This window comes from Streptomyces sp. NPDC050147 (assembly GCF_040660195.1).
GTDB lineage: Bacteria > Actinomycetota > Actinomycetes > Streptomycetales > Streptomycetaceae > Streptomyces.
In genome coordinates this window covers 32,374-51,898 of sequence record NZ_JBFALJ010000042.1, presented here as the reverse complement: position 1 = coordinate 51,898, position 19,525 = coordinate 32,374, and the positions used below count along the sequence as shown (strand labels likewise).

Below are 19,525 nucleotides of genomic sequence, written 5' to 3'. Positions count from 1 at the left end.
ACGTCGAGACCAAGCAGGCCATGCGCCCGCGCGACGCCATGGCGTCCGCCGGTAAGACCCTGGTCGAGCTGTTCGGTCTGGCCCGCGAGCTCAACATCGACGCCGAGGGCATCGACATGGGCCCCTCGCCGACGGACGCGGCCCTGGCCGCCGATCTCGCCCTGCCGATCGAGGAGCTCGAGCTCACCGTTCGGTCGTACAACTGCCTCAAGCGCGAGGGCATCCACTCCGTGGGTGAGCTCGTGGCCCGTTCCGAGGCGGACCTGCTCGACATCCGCAACTTCGGTGCGAAGTCGATCGACGAGGTCAAGATGAAGCTGAACGGCATGGGTCTCGCGCTGAAGGACTCGCCTCCCGGCTTCGACCCGACCGCTGCCGCGGACGCCTTCGGCGCCGACGACGACGCGGACGCCGGGTTCGTCGAGACCGAGCAGTACTAAGAGCTCGGGACGAGCGGTTTGAATTTGGCTGCGGGATCGTTGTGGTTGATCACGCAGTTCCCCGCGCCCCTGACGGGGCGCGGTGCCACTGACTCCGGTACCTGATACGGCCGGGGCAGATCACAAGGAGAAACACCATGCCGAAGCCCACCAAGGGTGCCCGTCTGGGCGGCAGCGCCGCGCACGAGAAGCTTCTGCTGGCGAACCTCGCCAAGCAGCTCTTCGAGTACGGCCGCATCACCACCACCGAGGCGAAGGCCCGTCGCCTGCGTCCCTACGCGGAGCGTCTGGTCACCAAGGCGAAGAAGGGTGACCTTCACAACCGCCGCCAGGTGCTTCAGGTGATCACGGACAAGAGCATCGTCCACACGCTCTTCACCGAGATCGGCCCGCGTTACGAGAACCGCCCGGGTGGCTACACCCGTATCACCAAGATCGGTAACCGTCGTGGCGACAACGCGCCCATGGCGATCATCGAGCTGGTGGAGGCCCTGACCGTGGCCCAGGAGGCCACCGGTGAGGCCGAGGCGGCGACGAAGCGCTCCGCCAAGGACGCCGAGGTTTCCGAGCCCAAGGTCGACACGACCAAGGGTGACGAGGCTGCCGAGCCCGCCGCGGACGCGGCCGGTGAAAGCGCGAAGGACGCCTGAGGCTCTGCCTTGCTGTGAGCGGGTCCGCCCTTGGGGGCGGGCCCGCTTTCGCATGCACCTGGCGCTGAGAGGATTACTGGTGTGAGTGATGTAGTAGAGCCCGGCTTCGTGCGGGTGCGCCTCGACCTTTCGTACGACGGCAAGGACTTCTCCGGCTGGGCCAAGCAGAAGCAGGGGCAGCGGACCGTCCAGGGGGAGATCGAGGCCGCGCTGCGGACCGTGACGCGGTCGCAGGAGACGTACGAGCTGACCGTCGCCGGGCGGACCGACAGCGGGGTGCACGCGCGGGGGCAGGTCGCTCATGTCGATCTGCCTGAGGGGGTGTGGGCCGAGCACAGCGACAAGCTGCTGCGCAGGCTCGCCGGGCGGCTGCCGCACGACGTGCGGGTCTGGAAGGTCGCCGAGGCTCCCGCGGGGTTCAACGCGCGGTTCGCGGCCGTGTGGCGGCGTTACGCCTATCGCGTGACCGACCACCCGGGTGGCGTCGATCCGCTGTTGCGCGGTCATGTGCTGTGGCACGACTGGGAGTTGGACCTCGACGCCATGAACGCCGCTGCCGAGCGGCTCATCGGTGAGCATGATTTCGCCGCGTACTGCAAGCGGCGCGAGGGCGCCACGACCATTCGTACGCTCCAGGAACTGCGGTGGGAGCGGCGGGCCGACGGGATTCTCGAAGCGACCGTGCGGGCCGATGCCTTCTGCCACAACATGGTGCGATCCCTGGTCGGCGCCATGTTGTTCGTGGGTGACGGGCACCGGCCCGTGGAGTGGCCCGCCAAGGTGCTGGCCGCGGGCGTGCGGGACTCCGCTGTGCATGTCGTACGGCCGCACGGGCTGACGCTCGAGGAAGTCGGTTACCCCGCCGACGAGTTGCTCGCCGCGCGCAGCAAGGAAGCCCGCAACAAGCGGACGTTGCCCGGCGCCGGGTGCTGCTGAGCCCCGGCTGCCGGACTCGCGAGTGCCGGACTACTGCGGGGCGTTGGCCGCGGCGGAAGCCTGCGCCTCGCCCCGCCGCTGGATCTGGCCGAAGGCGAAGCGGGCCAGGTCGTCGCCGACCGTGTAGACCTTGCGCTCCTTGGTCGTGACGTCCTTGGCGCTGGTGAAGCCGGACGTCGTGAAGTAGGCGTAGCGGCCGTGGGCGTTGTACGTGCCGCGGCAGACCGCCGTCTGGCAGAAGGCGGGGACGCCCTTGCCGGGGAGCGCGACGACCAGGCCTTCCTTGGCCTGTTCGTTGACCTTGGTGGCCTGGGCCGCCGTGTCGAAGACGGCGACGCCGACCGTCACGGCGATGTTGTCCTTGACGTAACTGGCGCGGAAGAGTTGCGTGCAGTCGTTCTTGGTGAGGATCGCGCCGAGCGCGGGCTGGGCGACGCTCGCGCACTTCTTCGTGGCGCTGGTGGCGCCCTTCTTGTAGACGCGGTCGCCCGAGGTCAGCGACTTGCCGGGGAAGAGCGTGTCGGCGCTGAGCGGCGCCTTGTCCTTCTTGGCGCTGGAGATGAACTCCTTGGGGTCCGGCGGAGGCGGCGGCGTCGTCTCCTCGAAGGACGGGCCGGGGTTCTCGCTCGCGCCGGGGATGTCGGCGGTCGAGGGCAGCTCGCTCGCCGGTTTGTTCGACGCGGAGGTGTTGTCGCTGTTCGCGGAGACGACCGCGACGGCGACGGCGGCCGCGACCACGACGGTGGCGAGCGCGCCGCCGCCGATCATCAGCCATTTGCGGCGCCGGGTGCGCGATTCGGACGCCTCGGCGAGCGCCGCCCAGTCAGGGGTCCGCGAATCCCCTGGACCCCACTGAGGTCCCCCTTGCCCAAAGCTCATGCGCCGCATCTTAGACGGGCAGTTGGGGATGTTGAGCGGGGGCAGGGGGAGGTGGCCGACCTAGCCTGATCCCTATGAATACGGGCAAAGTAGCTGTTAATGGATGGTTGCTGCGGCCGGTGACCTGGCACGCCTGGGCGGCGCTCGGGGCCGTGCTGATCGCCGCGGTCGTCCGGGTGGGGCTGAAGAGCTCGGGCGGAGGGATGGACAACGCCATCGTGGTGCGGGCGGCCGAGGCCTGGCTGGAAGGGCGTTCGCCCTACGCCGACCGGCACTTCCTCTATCTGCCGGGCGCCGTGCTGGCCGCGGTGCCGCAGGCCCTGCTCCCGCAGTCCGTCGTGCGGTTCCTCGTGCCGGCGGGGGTCACGGCCTCGCTCGTCTTCGGGTGGGGGTGTGCGCTGCGCATCCATGGCGTTCCGTGGCGCAGTCGGTTCGGGGTGCTCGGGCTGCTCGCGCTCGCCGTGGGGTTCGCGCCGTTCGGGCACCTGATCAAGCTCGGCAACTGGACCGTGGCGTCGGCGGCCGCGCTGCCGCTGGCGCTGCTGCTCATCTGCCGAGGGAGGTGGGGGGCCGCCGGCCTGGTGATCGGGGCCGTCGTGGCCGTGAAACCGCTGCTCGTGCCGGTGCTGCTGCTCTTCGTCTTCGCCAGGCGGTGGCGCGCGCTCGGCGGTGCGGTCCTCGTGCCGGGGGTGGTGTCGTCGCTTGCGGCGCTCACGATGCCGGACCCCGCGGGGTTCTTCACGCGGACGCTGCCCTTCCTGCTGCGGGGCGACGACAGCTTCGTACGGCTCTACGAGGCGTCGCCCGCGGCCGTCCTGCCGCGGCTCGGGGTGCCGGAGGGGGTGGCGACGCTGATCGCCCTGGTGGCCGCGGGGGTGGGGGTGTGGTGCGCGTGGCGGCGCTGGCGGGGCGGTGGCGCGCAGGAGCCGCGGGTGGTCGAGACCGCCGTGATGCTGATGCTGGCGGCCTTCCTGGTGTCCAGGCCGTCGTACGACCACTATCTGCTCGTCGCCGTGCCGCTGCTGCTCGCCGGGGTTCTCGTGCCGGGGGCGGTGGCGCGTGAGAAGTGGTTCTGGCTGGCGCTGGTCCCGCAGGTCCCGGGGTTCACCTGGCCCTGGCTGGAACCCGGCACCCGGCGGGCCTTCCGGGACTGCGTAACGCTGTGTGTACTGGCCTTCACGGTCGGCCGGTCCTGTCTGCGGCCGAGGGCGGTTAACCTGGGTGGCGCAGGACCTTCCGAGGCGTTGGAGTCGGCTGTGCCGGTCTCCAGGGCCGCGTTTTGACCCGTACGGGGCAGCGCGGGTACTCTCGGGGATGTTATGCGTATTGGTGTCGTCGTTCTCACGCGAAGGGCCCATACGTAGGTTCCCTGGAGCAGTTACCAGTGGCTCGCATACGGGCAGCGTCCCCGGCATTGTGAGCCCCAGCTGCATGATCGCTTCCTGGGTGCCGTGTGTCTGGACCCCATCCACTGAAGAAGCGAAGGCTACGAAGTGCGTACGTACAGCCCCAAGCCCGGCGATGTGACCCGCCAGTGGCACGTCATTGACGCTCAGGACATCGTCCTGGGCCGTCTGGCGACCACTGCCGCCAACCTCCTGCGGGGTAAGCACAAGGCGATCTACGCCCCCCACATGGACATGGGCGACTTCGTCATCATCATCAACGCCGACAAGGTTCACCTGTCCGGCAACAAGAGGACCCAGAAGTTGGCGTACCGCCACTCCGGCTACCCGGGTGGTCTGCGTTCCGTCCGCTACGACGAGCTTCTTGCGAAGAACCCCGAGAAGGCCGTCGAGAAGGCCATCAAGGGCATGATCCCCAAGAACACCCTGGGCCGTCAGATGCTCTCGAAGCTGAAGATCTACGCGGGTGACCAGCACCCGCACGGCGCTCAGCAGCCGGTCCCGTTCGAGATCACCCAGGTCGCGCAGTAGTTCCGGCCACCACCCCCAAAGACGTAAAGAAATCTGAGGAGAATCGTGGCCGAGACCACCGTTGAGCAGCCGGTCGAAGAGACCGAGGTTGTTGACGTCGAGCAGTACACCACCGAGTCCGAGGTGCCCGTCGAGGGCGAGTACACCTCGGAGTCGAACGCCGCGCGCTTCGGCGACCCGCAGCCGGCCGCCGGCCTGGGCCGTCGCAAGAACGCCATCGCCCGCGTCCGGATCGTCCCGGGCACCGGCAAGTGGAAGGTCAACGGGCGCACGCTCGAGGACTACTTCCCGAACAAGGTCCACCAGCAGGAAGTCAACGAGCCCTTCAAGGTGCTCGAGCTCGACAACCGCTACGACGTCATCGCCCGCATCTCGGGTGGCGGCGTCTCCGGTCAGGCCGGTGCGCTCCGTCTCGGTGTCGCCCGTGCGCTGAACGAGGCCGACGTCGACAACAACCGCGCCGCCCTCAAGAAGGCCGGTTACCTCAAGCGTGACGACCGTGCGGTCGAGCGCAAGAAGGCCGGTCTCAAGAAGGCGCGCAAGGCTCCGCAGTACAGCAAGCGCTAATCTGCCTGCTTGTGCTTTTCGTTCGCCCCGGCGGCACGTTGTGTGCCGCCGGGGCGTTCGTTTATCGGAAACCCTGGTGATACCGGGGAGGGACCCCGGTGACCCCGGGGTAGAAGTCCGGAGGAGGACAGCAGTGGGACGACTCTTCGGCACGGACGGCGTGCGCGGTGTCGCCAACGCGGATCTGACGGCCGAGCTCGCGCTCGGGCTCTCCGTGGCGGCGGCTCATGTGCTCGGCGAAGCGGGCACGTTCGAGGGCCATCGGCCGGTCGCGGTGGTCGGACGAGACCCCCGCGCCTCAGGGGAGTTCCTGGAGGCCGCGGTGGTCGCCGGCCTCGCGAGCGCGGGCGTGGACGTCCAGCTCGTCGGTGTGCTGCCCACCCCCGCGGTGGCGCATCTCACCGGTGCGCTGGGCGCCGACCTCGGCGTGATGCTCTCCGCGAGCCACAACGCCATGCCGGACAACGGCATCAAGTTCTTCGCGCGCGGCGGCCAGAAACTGGCCGACGAGCTGGAGGACCGCATCGAGTCCGTGTACGAGGACCACCGCACCGGCGATCCCTGGCAGCGCCCCACGGGCGCGGGCGTCGGCCGTGTGCAGACGTACGACCAGGGCCTCGACCAGTACGTGGCGCACCTCCTCGGTGTGCTCCCCAACCGCCTCGACGGACTGAAGATCGTCCTCGACGAGGCGCACGGCGCCGCCGCCCGCGTCTCGCCCGAGGCGTTCGCGCGCGCCGGTGCCGAGATCATCACGATCGGCGCCAAGCCGGACGGCCTGAACATCAACGACGGCTGCGGGTCCACGCACCTGGACCTGCTCAAGGCCGCCGTCGTCGAGCACGGCGCCGACCTCGGTGTCGCGCACGACGGTGACGCCGACCGCTGCCTCGCCGTGGACCACACGGGTGCCGAGATCGACGGGGACCAGATCCTCGCCGTCCTGGCGCTCGCCATGCGCGAGCACGGCACGCTGCGCGAGAACACCGTCGTCGCCACGGTCATGTCGAACCTGGGCTTCAAGCTCGCCATGGAGCGCGAGGGCCTCTCCCTCGTGCAGACCGCCGTCGGCGATCGGTATGTCCTGGAGTCGATGAAGCAGCACGGCTTCGCCCTCGGCGGCGAGCAGTCCGGGCACGTGATCATCCTCGACCACGCGACCACCGGAGACGGCACCCTGACGGGGCTGCTGCTCGCGGCGCGCGTCGCCGAGACCGGGCGCAGCCTCGCGGAGCTCGCCGGGGTCATGGAGCGGCTCCCGCAGGTCCTGATCAATGTGCCCGACGTCGACAAGACGCGGGTCAACACCTCCGCCGAGCTGTCGGCCGCCGTCGCCGAGGCCGAGCGTGAACTGGGCGCCACGGGACGGGTGCTGCTGCGCTCGTCCGGCACGGAGCCGCTGGTGCGCGTCATGGTGGAGGCCGCCGACATCGACCAGGCGCGGTCGGTGGCCGGGCGTCTCGCCGATGTGGTGAAGTCGGCGCTGGGCTAAGGCAGTTGTGACTTGGCCGTACGGTCGTGCTGCCTGGCCCAGAAGAACTTCTGGGCCAGCAGCGTGAGCGTCCCGGCCAGGACGATGCCGAGCAGGTTGAGCAGGAGCTGCTCGGTGGAGCCCTGGGTCTGCTTCGCGTCGCCGTAGCTGAGCGCCACCGCCGCGTTGGCGGCCGCCGGGACCGTCGTCACCGAGATCGCGACGCCGACCAGCGCGCCCGATTTGGACGAGGTCAGCGAGAGCGTGCCGGCGGCCCCGGCGAGGACCGCCACGACGAACGAGAACCAGTCGGGCGCGTAGACGAAGCTGGTGTTGGGGCGGTCCTGCTCCAACTGTTTCTCGGTGAACAGGCCGACGGCGTCCATGAAGAAGCTGAAGCCGACCGTCATCGCCATGGCGATGGCGAAGCCCACCAGGATCGCGACGAGCGAGCGCAGCGCGAGGCGCGGGGCACGTCGCACAAGAGCCGTGCAGAAGCCCGCCAGCGGCCCGAACTCCGGGCCCACGGCCATCGCTCCCACGATCAGGATCGCGTTGTCGAGCACCACGCCGCAGGCCGCGATCATCGTGGCCAGCGTGATGAAGGCGACGTACGTGAACGAGAGCGTCGACTCCTCGTGCGTCGCGTCGGTGAGCTGCTCCCACAGGACCGCGTCCGCGCCCTCGCCCGGTGCGTCGTCCGCCGCCTTGTCCGCCCGCAGGGAGAGCGACAGGTCGATGTTCTCCAGCGCGATCGAGCCCGACTTGTCGATGCCGAGCGCGCGCAGGCCGCCGATCAGCGTGTCACCCGCCTCGCGGGCGACGTCGCACGTCACGATGTCGCCCACGGGGTCGCGGGCCGCGCCCGACATGACGGCCAGATGGGTGGCGCCGACCGTCTCCTCGATCAGGCGCACCACGTCGTCCGTCTTGTCCGCCGGGGTGATCAGGCGCAGATGCAGCATCCGCGCAGGGTATCCGGGGGCTGCCGGGGTTACAGCTTGCGCAGGCTCAGGCGCCGCACCTTGTGGTCGGCCCCCTTGCGGATGACCAGGGCGGCACGGCCCCGGGTGGGGGCCACGTTCTCCAGGAGGTTGGGCTTGTTGATGGTGCGCCAGGTCGTACGGGCGTAGTCCAGGGCCTCTTCCTCCGAGACCTGGGTGTACTTGCGGAAGTACGAGGACGGGTCCTGGAACGCCGTGTCGCGGAGCTTCTTGAAGCGGTTCAGGTACCAGCTCTCGATGTCCTCTTCGCGCGCGTCCACGTACACGCTGAAGTCGAAGTAGTCGGCGAGGCCCACGCGGGTGCGGCCGTCCTTGCCGGGGAGGGCCGGCTGGAGGACGTTCAGGCCCTCCACGATGAGGATGTCGGGGCGGCGGACCGTCAGGCGCTGGTCCGGCACGATGTCGTAGATCAGGTGGGAGTAGACGGGCGCCGTCACCTCGTCCTTGCCCGCCTTGATGTCGGCGACGAAGCGGGTGAGGGCGCGGCGGTCGTACGACTCCGGGAAGCCCTTCCTGGACATCAGGCCACGGGCCTCCAGTTCCTTGGTGGGCAGGAGGAAGCCGTCGGTCGTCACACGCTCGACGCGGGGGTGCTCCGGCCAGCGGGAGAGCAGGGCCTGGAGGAGGCGGGCGACGGTCGATTTGCCGACGGCCACCGAGCCGGCGACTCCTATGACGAAAGGCGTGCCCGACTGGGAGCCCTTCTCGCCGAGGAAGGTGTTGAGGGCGCCGCGCAGGCCGTCCGTCGCGCCTACGTAGAGGTTGAGGAGGCGGGAGAGCGGCAGATAGATGTCACGGACTTCGTCCAGGTCGATGACGTCACCCAGGCCGCGGAGCTTGTCCAGCTCCTCGGCGGTCAGGGGAAGCGGCGTCTTGTCACGCAGGGCGCTCCACTCGGTGCGGGTGAGGTCGACGTAGGGAGTCGCCTCCGGCCTGTGCCGGTGGGCGCTCCGCGCGGTCGTCGGGGGTACGGAGACCGATGAGATCACAGTCCATTGTTACGGCTGTTTGAACGGGCCGGGGGGTGGGGTGTGTCACCCCCCGCGGGGCTTGAACGGATGAGGTGCCCGCCCTCGTAGGCTGCTGCCCGTGATTATTGGGGTCGGAATCGACGTGGCCGAGATCGAGCGGTTCGAGGCGGCGCTTGAACGTACGCCCGGGATGGCCGGGCGGCTCTTCGTGGAGCGGGAGCTGCTGCTGCCGAGCGGGGAGCGGCGGGGGATCGCCTCGCTCGCGGCGCGGTTCGCGGCCAAGGAGGCGCTGGCCAAGGCGCTGGGCGCGCCCGCGGGGCTGCGGTGGACGGACGCGGAGGTGTACGTCGAGGAGAGCGGTCAGCCGCGGCTGAGGGCGAAGGGGACGGTGGCCGCGCGGGCCGCCGAGCTGGGGGTGCGGTCCTGGCATGTCTCGCTCAGCCATGACGCCGGGGTGGCCTCCGCCGTGGTGATTGCTGAGGGATAGGCCCTGGGTGACACTCGGGGGTATGCGTACTGCGTACCCGGTGGAGACGGTCAGGGCTGCTGAGCGGGAGCTGATGGCGAGGGTGCCGGAAGGTGCCCTGATGCAGAGGGCGGCGGCCGGGCTCGCGGTGGTCTGTGCCGAGGTGCTCGGCAAGGTGTACGGCTCCCGGGTCGTGCTCCTTGTGGGGAGCGGGGACAACGGCGGCGACGCGCTGTACGCCGGGGCCCGGCTCGCCCGGCGTGGGGCCGGGGTGAGCGCGGTGCTGCTCTCGCCCGAACGGGTGCACGGGGGCGGGCTTGCGGCCTTTCGTGCGGCTGGGGGGAGGGTCGCCGGCGGTGGCGCCGGGGGTGCGGAGGGTGCTCTGCGCGTTCCTGACGTCGTTCACGTTCTTCGCGGGGCCGATCTTGTCGTGGACGGGATCGTGGGCATCGGCGGGAAGGGCGGCCTGCGGCCCCAGGCCTCGGAACTGGCCGGTGCGGTACGGGATGCCGGCATCCCCGTGGTCGCCGTCGACCTGCCGAGCGGTGTCGACGCGGACACCGGAGTGGTCTCGGGCGAGGCTGTCCGTGCCGACGTGACGGTGACCTTCGGGGCGTACAAGCCGGGGCTGCTGATCGATCCCGGGCGGGAGTACGCGGGTGTGGTGCGGCTGGTCGACATCGGGCTCGAGCTGGGCCGTCCGGAGCTGGGCCGTCCCGGGCTGGGCGGGGGCGAGGTCGAAGCTCTGCAGTACGCCGATGTCGCCTCGCTCCTGCCGATGCCGACCGGGGAGAGCGACAAGTACCGGCGGGGCGTCGTGGGGATCGTCGCCGGGTCCGACCGGTATCCCGGAGCGGCGGTGCTCGCCGTCGCGGGCGCGCTGCGGGGTGGCGCGGGGGCCGTGCGGTACGTGGGGCACGCGGCGGATGCCGTCATCGCGCGGTTCCCGGAGACCCTCGTTTCCGCGGGCCCGCCGTCCAAGGCGGGGCGCGTGCAGGCCTGGGTGGTCGGGCCGGGGCTCGGGGACGACGCCGGGCGGCTCGCGGATGTGATCGCCGCCGATGTGCCCGTGCTGATCGACGCGGACGGGCTGCGCCTCGCCGACGCGGCAGCCGTGCGGGGGCGGGAGGCGCCTACCTTGCTCACGCCGCATGCGGGGGAGGCGGCGGCGCTGCTGGGGGTCGCGCGGGAGGAGGTCGAACGCGGGCGTCTCGCCGCTGTGCGGGAGTTGGCGGGGCGGTACGGGGCGACGGTGCTGCTCAAGGGGTCCACGACGCTGGTCGCGGGGCGGGGGGACGGTGCGGTGCGGGTCAACCCCACGGGGACGCCCTGGCTGGCCACCGCGGGCAGCGGTGACGTCCTCTCGGGGCTCGCGGGGGCGTTGCTCGCGGCGGGGCTCGGTGCGGGGGACGCGGGGGCTGTGGGCGCGTATCTGCATGGCCTCGCGGGGCGGCATGCGGCGGATGGGGCGCCTGTGGGGGCGCATGACGTGGCAGAGGCGATTCCCGCGGCTTGGCGGGATGTACGGGGGCTTCGCTGAGGGCGGCGGTGTTGCGGGGGGTCCGCTGGGGGCGCGGGGCCGTCTTTGGGGTCTGCCTCTGCCCTCTGCGGGGCGTCGTGTGTTGCTGCGGGGCCGGTCCGTCTGTGGGGGCGGGGCCGCACCGGTATGTCCGTCCTCGCTATCGTCCGGTGGCCGCGGGGCTGCTTCGGCTCCGGAGTGCCGCGAACCGTGCTCCGGGCGGACAAACCGGCACGTCCCCTCGCGTCTCGCTGCCGGGCAATCGGGCGGGTGGGTGGGAAAGCTTGTTCGTTGCGGTTGAAGCTGCGGGGTGACGGTGGGGGCGGATGCGGGGGAGCGGCGCAGCCCGGCGGTAGGGAGATCGTCAGAGGTGGGCTCTGAGACACTGGTCGGCGTTATGACTGAGACCGCACCTTTGCGTGCCCGCGCCGAGATCGATCTGGCCGCCCTCCGGGCCAACGTGCGGACTTTGCGTGCCCACGCGCCAGGAGCCGCCTTCATGGCCGTCGTGAAGGCGGACGCGTACGGCCACGGGATGGTGCCCTGCGCCCGTGCCGCCGTGGAGGCGGGAGCCACCTGGGTGGGCACCGCGACCCCCGAGGAAGCCCTCACGCTGCGGGCCGCCGGCATCCAGGGGCGCCTCATGTGCTGGCTGTGGACGCCGGGCGGGCCCTGGCGCGAGGGCGTCGAGGCCGATCTCGACATGTCGGTGAGCGGGCTCTGGGCGTTGCGCGAAGTGTCCGCCGCCGCGCGGGCCGTGGGGCGTACGGCGCGTATTCAGCTGAAGGCCGACACTGGCCTCGGGCGCAATGGATGCACGCCCGCCGACTGGCCCGAACTCGTCTCGCAGGCGCTGCAGGCCGAGGCCGAGGGCCTGGTGCGCGTCACCGGGCTCTGGTCGCACTTCGCGTGCGCCGACGAGCCAGGACATCCGTCCATCGCCGCTCAACTGACGCTGTTCCGCGAGATGGTCGCCGCCGCCGAGGAGCGGGGCGTCCGGCCCGAGGTGCGGCACATCGCCAACTCGCCCGGCACGCTCACCCTTCCGGAGACCCACTTCGATCTCGTACGCCCCGGAATCGCGATGTACGGGATCTCGCCCAGCCCCGAGGTCGGCACCCCCGAGGAGTTCGGACTGCGGCCCGTCATGCGGCTCAGCGCCTCGCTCGCCCTGGTGAAGCACGTGCCGGGGGGTCACGGCGTGAGTTACGGGCATCACTACGTCACGCCCGGCGAGACGACCCTTGGACTCGTCCCCGTCGGGTACGGGGACGGGATCCCGCGCCACGCGTCCGGCACCGGACCCGTGCTCGTGGGCGGCAAGTTGCGGACCGTCGCCGGAAGGGTGGCGATGGACCAGTTCGTGGTCGACCTCGGCGGTGACGAGCCGGCGGTGGGCTCCGAGGCGGTGCTGTTCGGTCCCGGCGACCGGGGCGAGCCGACCGCCGAGGACTGGGCACAGGCGGCGGGCACCATCGCGTACGAAATCGTCACCCGCATCGGATCGCGTGTCCCGCGCGTCCATGTGAACGAGGGACCGGCACGGCGCGAAGCGGACGGCGTCTGAGGAGGAGCGGCACGTGAGCGAGACCAGCACGGGGGCGGCCGCGGACGCGGTGACGGAAGTCGTCGCGGCGGCCGGGAACTGGCGCAGGGCCGGCTTCGCCGGTGCCGCGATAGGTGTCGTCGCCGCGGGCGCGGCGGCCGGCGTCGCCGTCGAGCGGCTGACCGTCGGCCGCGGCATGCGCAAGAAGGCGCGGCTCGCACTCGACGCGTCAGGTCCGTACGGCTCGCTGCGCGGCCTGCCGGGCCAGGCGTACGCCGACGACGGCACGGAACTCTCGTACGAGGTCGAAGAGGTCGAGGCGGACAGCGAGCAGGCACCGCGCCGCCGCAGGCTCTTCGGACGCAAGTCGCCCGCTCCCGTCACCGTCGTCTTCAGCCATGGCTACTGCCTGAACCAGGACTCCTGGCACTTCCAGCGGGCGGCCCTGCGCGGCGTCGTGCGCTGTGTGTACTGGGACCAGCGCAGCCACGGCCGCTCCGAGCGCGGCGTGGCGCAGCTGGCGGGCGGGGCGCCGGTCTCCATCGACCAGCTGGGGCGGGATCTGAAGGCCGTCATCGACGCGGCGGCGCCGGAGGGGCCGCTGGTGCTCGTCGGGCACTCCATGGGCGGCATGACGACGATGGCGCTCGCCGACCATTTCCCGGACCTGATCCGCGAGCGTGTCGTCGGCGTCGCCCTCGTGGGTACGTCCTCCGGGCGGCTCGGGGAGGTCAATTTCGGTCTTCCGGTCGCCGGGATGAACGCTGTGCGGCGCGTGCTTCCGGGGATTCTGAAGGCGCTCGGATCGCAGGCCGAGCTGGTGGAGAAGGGGCGGCGGGCCACCGCTGACCTCTTCGCCGGGGTCATCAAGCGCTATTCGTTCTCGTCGAAGGAAGTGGACCCGGCGATCTCGCGGTTCGCCGAGCGGATGATCGAGTCGACGCCCATCGACGTGGTCGCGGAGTTCTATCCGGCGTTCGCCGAGCACGACAAGACGGAGGCGCTGAAGTACTTCGCCGAGCTTCCGGTGCTCGTCCTGGCCGGTGACAAGGACCTGGTGACGCCCAGCGAGCACAGCGAGGCCATCGCCGACCTGCTCCCGGACGCCGAGCTGGTGCTCGTCCCGGACGCCGGGCACCTGGTCATGCTGGAGCACCCCGAGGTCGTCACGGACCGCCTTGCGGACCTTCTCGCGCGGGCGGGGGCGATGCCCGCGGCGGCCGGTGCACGGGCCTCCAGCCGCTAACGTGGGTGGGCATGGAAGCACCGCACAACGTGGCCCCCGTGAACTCCCTCGCCATCACCGTCACCTCCCCCGAGCAGATGGGCGACCTGGGTCGCCGCCTGGCCAAGCTGCTCCGCCCCGGCGACCTCGTGATGCTCACCGGCGAGCTCGGCGCCGGCAAGACGACACTGACCCGCGGCCTGGGCGAGGGCCTCGGCGTTCGCGGCGCCGTCACGTCGCCGACCTTCGTCATCGCCCGCGTCCACCCGTCCCTCTCCGACGGCCCGCCCCTGGTGCACGTGGACGCGTACCGCCTGGGCGGCGGCCTCGACGAGATGGAGGACCTCGACCTCGACGTCTCGCTGCCCGAATCCGTGATCGTCGTGGAATGGGGCGACGGCAAGGTCGAGGAGCTCTCGGAGGACCGGCTGCGCGTCGTCATCGACCGGGCGGTCGGCGACACGACGGACGAGGTGCGGGAAGTGACGCTGACCGGCGTCGGCCCGCGCTGGGCCCAGGCCGACCTCACCCTGCTCTCGGCCTGATCCTCGTCTTTTCGCCCAACATTCCGACAAGGCGTCGGGAAGATGTTGCGCGGCGCGCTGCGCGCGTGGTCACATGGATACCGGCACTGGTTAGGTCTACCTAACCACGTCTGCCCCGGAGTCCAGGAGGCATCCATGTCGGCTTCAGAACATGACGCCAAGCCCCGGCCGCACGGGCTGTCGGGGCCATCGGGGATTTCCATGCGCGATCTGCTGGCGTCCTGCGCCGCCGCGAGCGAGGTCTCCACACCGCCGCGTGCCCCGGCATCCGGGGGCGAAGCGGCTACGGAACGACGACGACCTTCTTGCTGATCGTCGCGAACTCCCACATCGCGTTGCCGTCCTTGCGCGACTCGCGGATGCCGCCGGTCTTCTTCGACGGGTCAGGCTTCGGCGTCGAGCCGTCCACCGCCGCGCTGAAGCCGATCGCGATCCCGTCCACGGTCGCGAAGCGCACGACATGCTCGATCGCCACGCCATCCGTTCCGGTGACGGTGCCCGAGCGAGAGGTGACGGCGTACGTACCGGGGACCGGGTCCACCGTGCTCGGCGTGACCTTGAAGGTGCGCTGCGCCTTGCCGGAGCCGCCGACCAGCCACACGCGGTCCTCGCCCACGGAGTAGACGACCCGCTCGCCCGAACCGGACTGCGCGGGGACCGCCGCCGGATCGGCCTTGTCCTTGGGGGAGCGCGAGGCCGAGGCGGAAGGGGACGTGTCCGGTTTCTTGCCCAGGGTGTCCGGCGCGCTGGCCGAGGCCTGGTAAGCGAGGAAGCCGACCGCGGCGAGCGCAGCGGCGGTGAGCCCGGCCACGAATCCCGAGCTGCTCCTGGACACCTGCGCCACCCTCTTCGTGCTCCGTACGGCTATGGAGTGACGTTAGCAGCAGGTGTGCGGCATCCTCGGTCGGCCGTGCTCCGGGCGTCGGAGCCGTAGGCTATTCGCGTGCTCTTGCTCGCTCTGGATACCGCCACCCCCGCCGTCACCGTCGCGCTGCACGACGGCTCGTCCGTCGTCGCAGCCTCCAGTCAGGTGGACGCCCGCCGCCACGGCGAACTGCTGCTTCCCGCCGTCGACCGGGTGCTCGCCGAGGCGGGGCTCGGACTCGACGCCGTGACCGGCATCGTCGTCGGCGTGGGCCCCGGCCCGTACACAGGTCTGCGCGTCGGCCTGATGACCGCCGACACCTTCGGCCTCGCGCTCGGCGTGCCGGTGCACGGCGTGTGCACGCTCGACGGCCTCGCGTACGAATCCGGCGTCGAGGGCGGCCCCTTCGTCGTCGCCACGGACGCGCGGCGCAAGGAGGTCTACTGGGCGCGGTACGCGGACCCGCGCACCCGCCTCACCGAGGCCGCCGTGGACCGCCCCGCCGACATCGCCGACGAGGTGGCGGGTCTGCCCGCCGTCGGCGCGGGCGCTGTGCTGTTCCCCGAGACGTTCCCGGACGCCCGCGCCCCCGAGCACGTCTCGGCGGCCTCGCTCGCCTCGCTCGCCGCGGAGAAGCTCGCCGCGGGCGAGGAGCTCCTGGCCCCCAGGCCGCTGTACCTGCGCCGGCCTGACGCGCAGGTGCCCAAGAACTACAAGGTGGTCACCCCCAAGTGACATCCGTGACGACAGTCGTCCTGCGCGAGATGCGCTGGTGGGACATCGAGCCCGTCTTCGTCCTGGAGAAGGAACTCTTCCCGGACGACGCCTGGTCGCGCGGCATGTTCTGGTCCGAGCTCTCCCACGCGCGCGGGCCGAAGGCCACCCGCCGCTATGTGGTCGCGACGGACGGGGACCGCCTCGTCGGGTACGCGGGGCTCGCCTCGGCCGGCGACCAGGCCGACGTACAGACCATCGCGGTGGCCCCGAGCCACTGGGGCACGGGACTCGGCTCCCGGCTCCTGACCGACCTGCTGAGCGCGGCGACCGCCTTCGAGTGCGCCGAGGTCATGCTCGAGGTGCGGGTCGACAACACACGGGCGCAGAAGCTGTACGAGCGCTTCGGCTTCGAGCCCATCGGCTTCAGGCGCGGCTACTACCAGCCGGGCAACGTGGACGCACTGGTGATGCGTCTGACCGATCCATCAACCTCAGTGAATCCCGTACAAGGAACCGACACCCATGGCTGACTCGCGCGACCAACCTCTCGTTCTCGGCATCGAGACCTCCTGCGACGAGACCGGCGTCGGCATCGTCCGCGGCACCACCCTGCTCGCCGATGCCATCGCCTCCAGCGTCGACGAGCACGCCCGGTTCGGCGGTGTCGTGCCCGAGGTCGCTTCGCGCGCGCACCTGGAGGCGATGGTGCCGACCATCGAGCGCGCCCTGAAGGAAGCGGGCGTCACGGCGAAGGACCTGGACGGCATCGCGGTGACCGCAGGGCCCGGCCTCGCGGGCGCGCTGCTCGTGGGCGTATCGGCGGCCAAGGCGTACGCGTACGCGCTCGGCAAGCCCCTCTACGGCGTGAATCACCTGGCCTCACACATCTGCGTGGACCAGCTGGAGCACGGCACCCTGCCCGAGCCGACGATGGCGCTGCTCGTCTCGGGCGGCCACTCCTCGCTGCTGCTCTCCACCGACATCACCTCGGACGTGCGCCCCCTGGGCGCGACGATCGACGACGCGGCGGGCGAGGCCTTCGACAAGATCGCGCGGGTGCTCGACCTGGGCTTCCCCGGCGGCCCCGTCATCGACCGGTACGCGAAGGAGGGCGACCCGAAGGCGATCGCCTTCCCGCGCGGTCTCACCGGACCGCGCGACGCGGCGTACGACTTCTCCTTCTCCGGCCTGAAGACGTCCGTCGCGCGCTGGATCGAGGCCAAGCGGGCCGCCGGCGAGGACGTTCCCGTCCGTGACGTGGCGGCGTCCTTCCAGGAGGCGGTCGTCGACGTGCTGACCCGTAAGGCCGTGCGGGCCTGCAAGGACGAGGGCGTGGACCACCTGATGATCGGCGGTGGCGTGGCCGCCAACACGCGGCTGCGCGCGCTCGCGCAGGAGCGGTGCGAGGCGGCCGGCATCCGGCTGCGGGTGCCGCGGCCGAAGCTGTGCACGGACAACGGCGCGATGGTGGCCGCACTCGGCGCGGAGATGGTGGCGCGGAACCGGTCGGCGTCCGACTGGGACCTGTCGGCGGACTCCTCGCTGCCGGTGACGGAGCCGCACGTCCCGGGCCACTCCCACTCGCACGCCCACTCTCATGACCATGACCACGTGCACGAGGTCAGCAAGGAGAACCTGTACTCGTGACCGTCGCGCTGATGTGGGAGGCCCGTGCCGTCGACGGCCGGGGCGACGAACTGCTCGCGTGGGCGCGGGCCCAGGCCCTGGACGGCGATCCGGTCCGGCGGGAGAGCTTCCGCGCCCCGCAGGACCGGGTGCTCGTGCTGACCTGGTGGGACGCCACGTACGACGCCGATCTCCCCGAACTCCCGGAGCCTCCGCCGGAGTTGGTGACGCGGGCGGTGCACCGCTGGCGGTTCGAGTCGGCCGGTCTCGGCTGACCGAGGGGCCCGACCGAGAAAGTCCAAAGAATTTCGGGGCGGGTGTCGATCCGGGTGTCTCCCGTTCGACGCATGAGTGAGAGGCGGGAAGAAGCCCCGCTCGCACACCGAATGGAGAACCGGTCATGCCGCGCTTTCTGACGATGATCCGCATCGACGAGAAGAACTCTCCCGAGGGCGGCCCGAGCCCCGAGATGGGCGAGCGCATGGGCGCGCTGCTCGAAGAGATCACCAAGGCGGGGGTGATGCTCGACACCGCGGGCCTCACCCCGACCTCCGCGGGCACCCGGGTTCACTGGGAGGGTGGCCGACTGTCCGTCACGGACGGACCGTTCACCGAGGCGAAGGAGGTCGTCGGCGGTTACTCGATCTCGCAGTGCAAGGACAAGGCCGAGGCGATCGAGTGGGCCGGCCGCTTCCTGAAGACCCACGACGAGCAGTGGACGGTGACGGCGGAGGTCCGGGAGATCATCGAGGGCTGAGCCCGAGGCGAGGGCCGGGGGCGCCGGTTCTTTGCGGTGCCCCGCGCAGGGTGCTCTGATGGGTGGCCGTGACGGCCCACTCCGCAGAGCACCCACGCCCGGACCCACGCCCGGACTCCCCTGACCGCGCCATCGAGACCGTTTTCCGCATCGAGTCCCCGCGCCTCATCGCGGGTGTCGCGCGGATCGTGCGCGACGTGGGCCTCGCGGAGGAGCTGGCGCAGGACGCGATGGTCGCCGCGCTCGAACAGTGGCCGCGGACCGGCGTCCCCGACAACCCGGGCGCCTGGCTGACGACCACCGCCAAGCGCCGCGCCATCGACCTCGTACGCCGCAAGGAGCGCTACGCGCGCAAGCTGGAGGAGATGGGCCGCGACCTGGAGGCGGCGCCGCCCCATGTCGACGAGCCCGCCGGGCTCGCCGACCCTGATGGCATCGACGACGACCTCCTGCGCCTCGTCTTCACCGCCTGCCACCCGGTGCTCTCCGCCGAGGCCCGCATCGCGCTGACCCTGCGGCTGCTCGGCGGTCTCGCGACGGCGGAGATCGCCCGCGCGATGCTGGTTCCCGAGGCGACGGTGGCCCAGCGCGTCGTGCGCGCGAAGCGCACCCTCGCGACCAAGGGCGTGGCCTTCGAGATGCCGTACGGAGCCGAGCGCGAGGCCAGGCTCGGGTCGGTGCTCGAAGTCATCTACCTCATCTTCAACGAGGGATACGCGGCGACGGCGGGCGACGACTGGCTGCGACCCGCCCTGTGCGAGGACGCCCTCCGGCTGGCCCGCGTGCTGGCCGGACTGATGCCGCGGGAGGCCGAAGTGCACGGCCTGGCGGCGCTGTTGGAGCTCCAGGCGTCCCGCTCGGCGGCGCGTACGGGACCCAAGGGCGAGCCGGTGCTCCTCGCGGACCAGGACCGCCGCCACTGGAACCGGCCGCTGATCCGGCGGGGCTTCGCCGCACTCGCCCGCGCCCGCTCGGCGGCTCCCGGCGCGCCGCCAGGACCGTACGAACTGCAGGCCGCGATCGCCGCCTGCCACGCGAACGCCGCGTCGTACGAGGAAACGGACTGGCCCCAGATCGTCGCCCTGTACGAGCTGCTTGCCGCCCGCACGCCGTCACCGGTGATCGAACTGAACCGCGCGGTGGCGGTGTCGATGGTCTCGGGCCCGGCCCAGGCCCTGCGCCTGGTGGACGCGCTCGCGGAGGAGCCCGCCCTGAAGGGCTACCACTTGCTGCCGAGCGTGCGCGGTGACCTGCTGCTGCGGCTCGGGCGTGCGGCGGAGGCGCGGGCGGAGTTCGAGCGGGCGGCGGCGCTCACGCGGAACTCGCGGGAGCGGGAGTTGTTGATGGGGCGGGCCGAGTCCTGTAGCCCGTCCGGCGTTTGAGGACCAGCTCGGCGGAGCCGGT

Annotated in this window: 22 protein-coding genes; 18 read left to right on the top strand and 4 right to left on the bottom strand. The window is 71.2% G+C overall.

Translation table 11 applies throughout. The features are described from left to right. The 3 genes from AB0I94_RS40040 to truA form a co-directional block, all read left to right on the top strand. Positions 1-440 (top strand): DNA-directed RNA polymerase subunit alpha C-terminal domain-containing protein (locus AB0I94_RS40040; RefSeq protein WP_363208726.1); only part of this gene is annotated, 440 nt, incomplete at its 5' end. 137 nt (positions 441-577) lie between these two features. Next, positions 578-1,090, top strand: a complete 513-nt coding sequence (gene rplQ, locus AB0I94_RS40035) for a 50S ribosomal protein L17 (protein ID WP_363314737.1) — start codon at positions 578-580, stop codon at positions 1,088-1,090. A gap of 81 nt (positions 1,091-1,171) precedes the next feature. After that, on the top strand, positions 1,172-2,026 hold the full coding sequence (gene truA, locus AB0I94_RS40030) for a tRNA pseudouridine(38-40) synthase TruA (protein WP_363314736.1): 855 nt from the start codon (positions 1,172-1,174) through the stop codon (positions 2,024-2,026). 30 nt (positions 2,027-2,056) lie between these two features. Here the strand turns inward: truA and AB0I94_RS40025 are convergent, their stop codons facing one another. After that, positions 2,057-2,905, bottom strand: a complete 849-nt coding sequence (locus tag AB0I94_RS40025; protein WP_363314735.1) for a hypothetical protein — start codon at positions 2,903-2,905, stop codon at positions 2,057-2,059. Between the two features lie 110 nt (positions 2,906-3,015). Between AB0I94_RS40025 and AB0I94_RS40020 the strand changes: the two genes are divergently transcribed. The 4 genes from AB0I94_RS40020 to glmM all read left to right on the top strand — a co-directional run bounded on the left by AB0I94_RS40020 (position 3,016) and on the right by glmM (position 6,901). Continuing rightward, complete coding sequence (locus tag AB0I94_RS40020; RefSeq protein ID WP_363314740.1) at positions 3,016-4,188, top strand: glycosyltransferase family 87 protein; 1,173 nt, start codon at positions 3,016-3,018, stop codon at positions 4,186-4,188. 210 nt (positions 4,189-4,398) lie between these two features. Continuing rightward, positions 4,399-4,842: a 50S ribosomal protein L13 gene (rplM, locus tag AB0I94_RS40015; protein ID WP_363314734.1), complete on the top strand. Its 444-nt coding sequence runs from the start codon at positions 4,399-4,401 to the stop codon at positions 4,840-4,842. A 45-nt stretch (positions 4,843-4,887) separates the two neighbouring features. Continuing rightward, complete coding sequence (rpsI, locus tag AB0I94_RS40010; RefSeq protein WP_361716623.1) at positions 4,888-5,409, top strand: 30S ribosomal protein S9; 522 nt, start codon at positions 4,888-4,890, stop codon at positions 5,407-5,409. 133 nt (positions 5,410-5,542) lie between these two features. Continuing rightward, positions 5,543-6,901, top strand: coding sequence for a phosphoglucosamine mutase (gene glmM / locus AB0I94_RS40005; RefSeq protein WP_363314733.1), 1,359 nt, complete (start codon positions 5,543-5,545; stop codon positions 6,899-6,901). Here the strand turns inward: glmM and AB0I94_RS40000 are convergent. Together AB0I94_RS40000 and coaA are read right to left on the bottom strand one after the other, a co-directional pair. Beyond that, complete coding sequence (locus AB0I94_RS40000) at positions 6,898-7,845, bottom strand: DUF389 domain-containing protein (protein WP_363314732.1); 948 nt, start codon at positions 7,843-7,845, stop codon at positions 6,898-6,900. The two genes, glmM and AB0I94_RS40000, sit on opposite strands and share 4 nt — an antisense overlap. A 29-nt stretch (positions 7,846-7,874) precedes the next feature. After that, a complete protein-coding gene (coaA, locus tag AB0I94_RS39995; RefSeq protein ID WP_363314731.1) occupies positions 7,875-8,873 on the bottom strand; it encodes a type I pantothenate kinase in 999 nt (332 codons plus the stop codon). A gap of 100 nt (positions 8,874-8,973) precedes the next feature. Here coaA and AB0I94_RS39990 point away from each other — a divergent pair, with 100 nt between their 5' ends. From AB0I94_RS39990 to tsaE, 5 genes are all read left to right on the top strand, one after another. Next, positions 8,974-9,342: a holo-ACP synthase gene (locus tag AB0I94_RS39990; protein ID WP_363314730.1), complete on the top strand. Its 369-nt coding sequence runs from the start codon at positions 8,974-8,976 to the stop codon at positions 9,340-9,342. A gap of 22 nt (positions 9,343-9,364) precedes the next feature. Then, positions 9,365-10,861 carry an NAD(P)H-hydrate dehydratase gene (locus tag AB0I94_RS39985; protein ID WP_363314729.1) on the top strand — a complete coding sequence of 499 codons (1,497 nt, stop codon included), beginning with the start codon at positions 9,365-9,367 and terminating at the stop codon, positions 10,859-10,861. 376 nt (positions 10,862-11,237) lie between these two features. Then, positions 11,238-12,407, top strand: a complete 1,170-nt coding sequence (gene alr / locus AB0I94_RS39980) for an alanine racemase (protein WP_363314728.1) — start codon at positions 11,238-11,240, stop codon at positions 12,405-12,407. A 13-nt stretch (positions 12,408-12,420) separates the two neighbouring features. Continuing rightward, positions 12,421-13,632 (top strand): alpha/beta hydrolase, encoded by a 1,212-nt coding sequence (locus AB0I94_RS39975; RefSeq protein ID WP_363314727.1) that lies wholly within the window; start codon positions 12,421-12,423, stop codon positions 13,630-13,632. 11 nt (positions 13,633-13,643) lie between these two features. Next, positions 13,644-14,156: a tRNA (adenosine(37)-N6)-threonylcarbamoyltransferase complex ATPase subunit type 1 TsaE gene (gene tsaE, locus AB0I94_RS39970; protein ID WP_363314726.1), complete on the top strand. Its 513-nt coding sequence runs from the start codon at positions 13,644-13,646 to the stop codon at positions 14,154-14,156. Positions 14,157-14,439: 283 nt separating this feature from the next. On the opposite strand, the gene AB0I94_RS39965 is transcribed toward tsaE, so the two are convergent. Next, complete coding sequence (locus AB0I94_RS39965; protein WP_363314725.1) at positions 14,440-14,991, bottom strand: hypothetical protein; 552 nt, start codon at positions 14,989-14,991, stop codon at positions 14,440-14,442. A 108-nt stretch (positions 14,992-15,099) separates the two neighbouring features. Here AB0I94_RS39965 and tsaB point away from each other — a divergent pair, with 108 nt between their 5' ends. The 6 genes from tsaB (at position 15,100) to AB0I94_RS39935 (ending at position 19,503) form a co-directional block, all read left to right on the top strand. Continuing rightward, positions 15,100-15,756 (top strand): tRNA (adenosine(37)-N6)-threonylcarbamoyltransferase complex dimerization subunit type 1 TsaB, encoded by a 657-nt coding sequence (tsaB, locus tag AB0I94_RS39960; protein ID WP_363314724.1) that lies wholly within the window; start codon positions 15,100-15,102, stop codon positions 15,754-15,756. 29 nt (positions 15,757-15,785) lie between these two features. Beyond that, positions 15,786-16,268 carry a ribosomal protein S18-alanine N-acetyltransferase gene (gene rimI / locus AB0I94_RS39955; RefSeq protein WP_363314739.1) on the top strand — a complete coding sequence of 161 codons (483 nt, stop codon included), beginning with the start codon at positions 15,786-15,788 and terminating at the stop codon, positions 16,266-16,268. Next, positions 16,261-17,385, top strand: coding sequence for a tRNA (adenosine(37)-N6)-threonylcarbamoyltransferase complex transferase subunit TsaD (tsaD, locus tag AB0I94_RS39950; RefSeq protein ID WP_363314723.1), 1,125 nt, complete (start codon positions 16,261-16,263; stop codon positions 17,383-17,385). Before rimI ends, tsaD begins: the two co-directional genes overlap by 8 nt. Then, complete coding sequence (locus tag AB0I94_RS39945) at positions 17,382-17,639, top strand: hypothetical protein (protein ID WP_363314722.1); 258 nt, start codon at positions 17,382-17,384, stop codon at positions 17,637-17,639. Before tsaD ends, AB0I94_RS39945 begins: the two co-directional genes overlap by 4 nt. A gap of 125 nt (positions 17,640-17,764) precedes the next feature. Beyond that, complete coding sequence (locus tag AB0I94_RS39940) at positions 17,765-18,121, top strand: YciI family protein (RefSeq protein ID WP_363314721.1); 357 nt, start codon at positions 17,765-17,767, stop codon at positions 18,119-18,121. Between the two features lie 68 nt (positions 18,122-18,189). After that, positions 18,190-19,503 (top strand): RNA polymerase sigma factor, encoded by a 1,314-nt coding sequence (locus tag AB0I94_RS39935; protein WP_363314720.1) that lies wholly within the window; start codon positions 18,190-18,192, stop codon positions 19,501-19,503. The last annotated feature ends 22 nt before the right edge of the window (positions 19,504-19,525 follow it).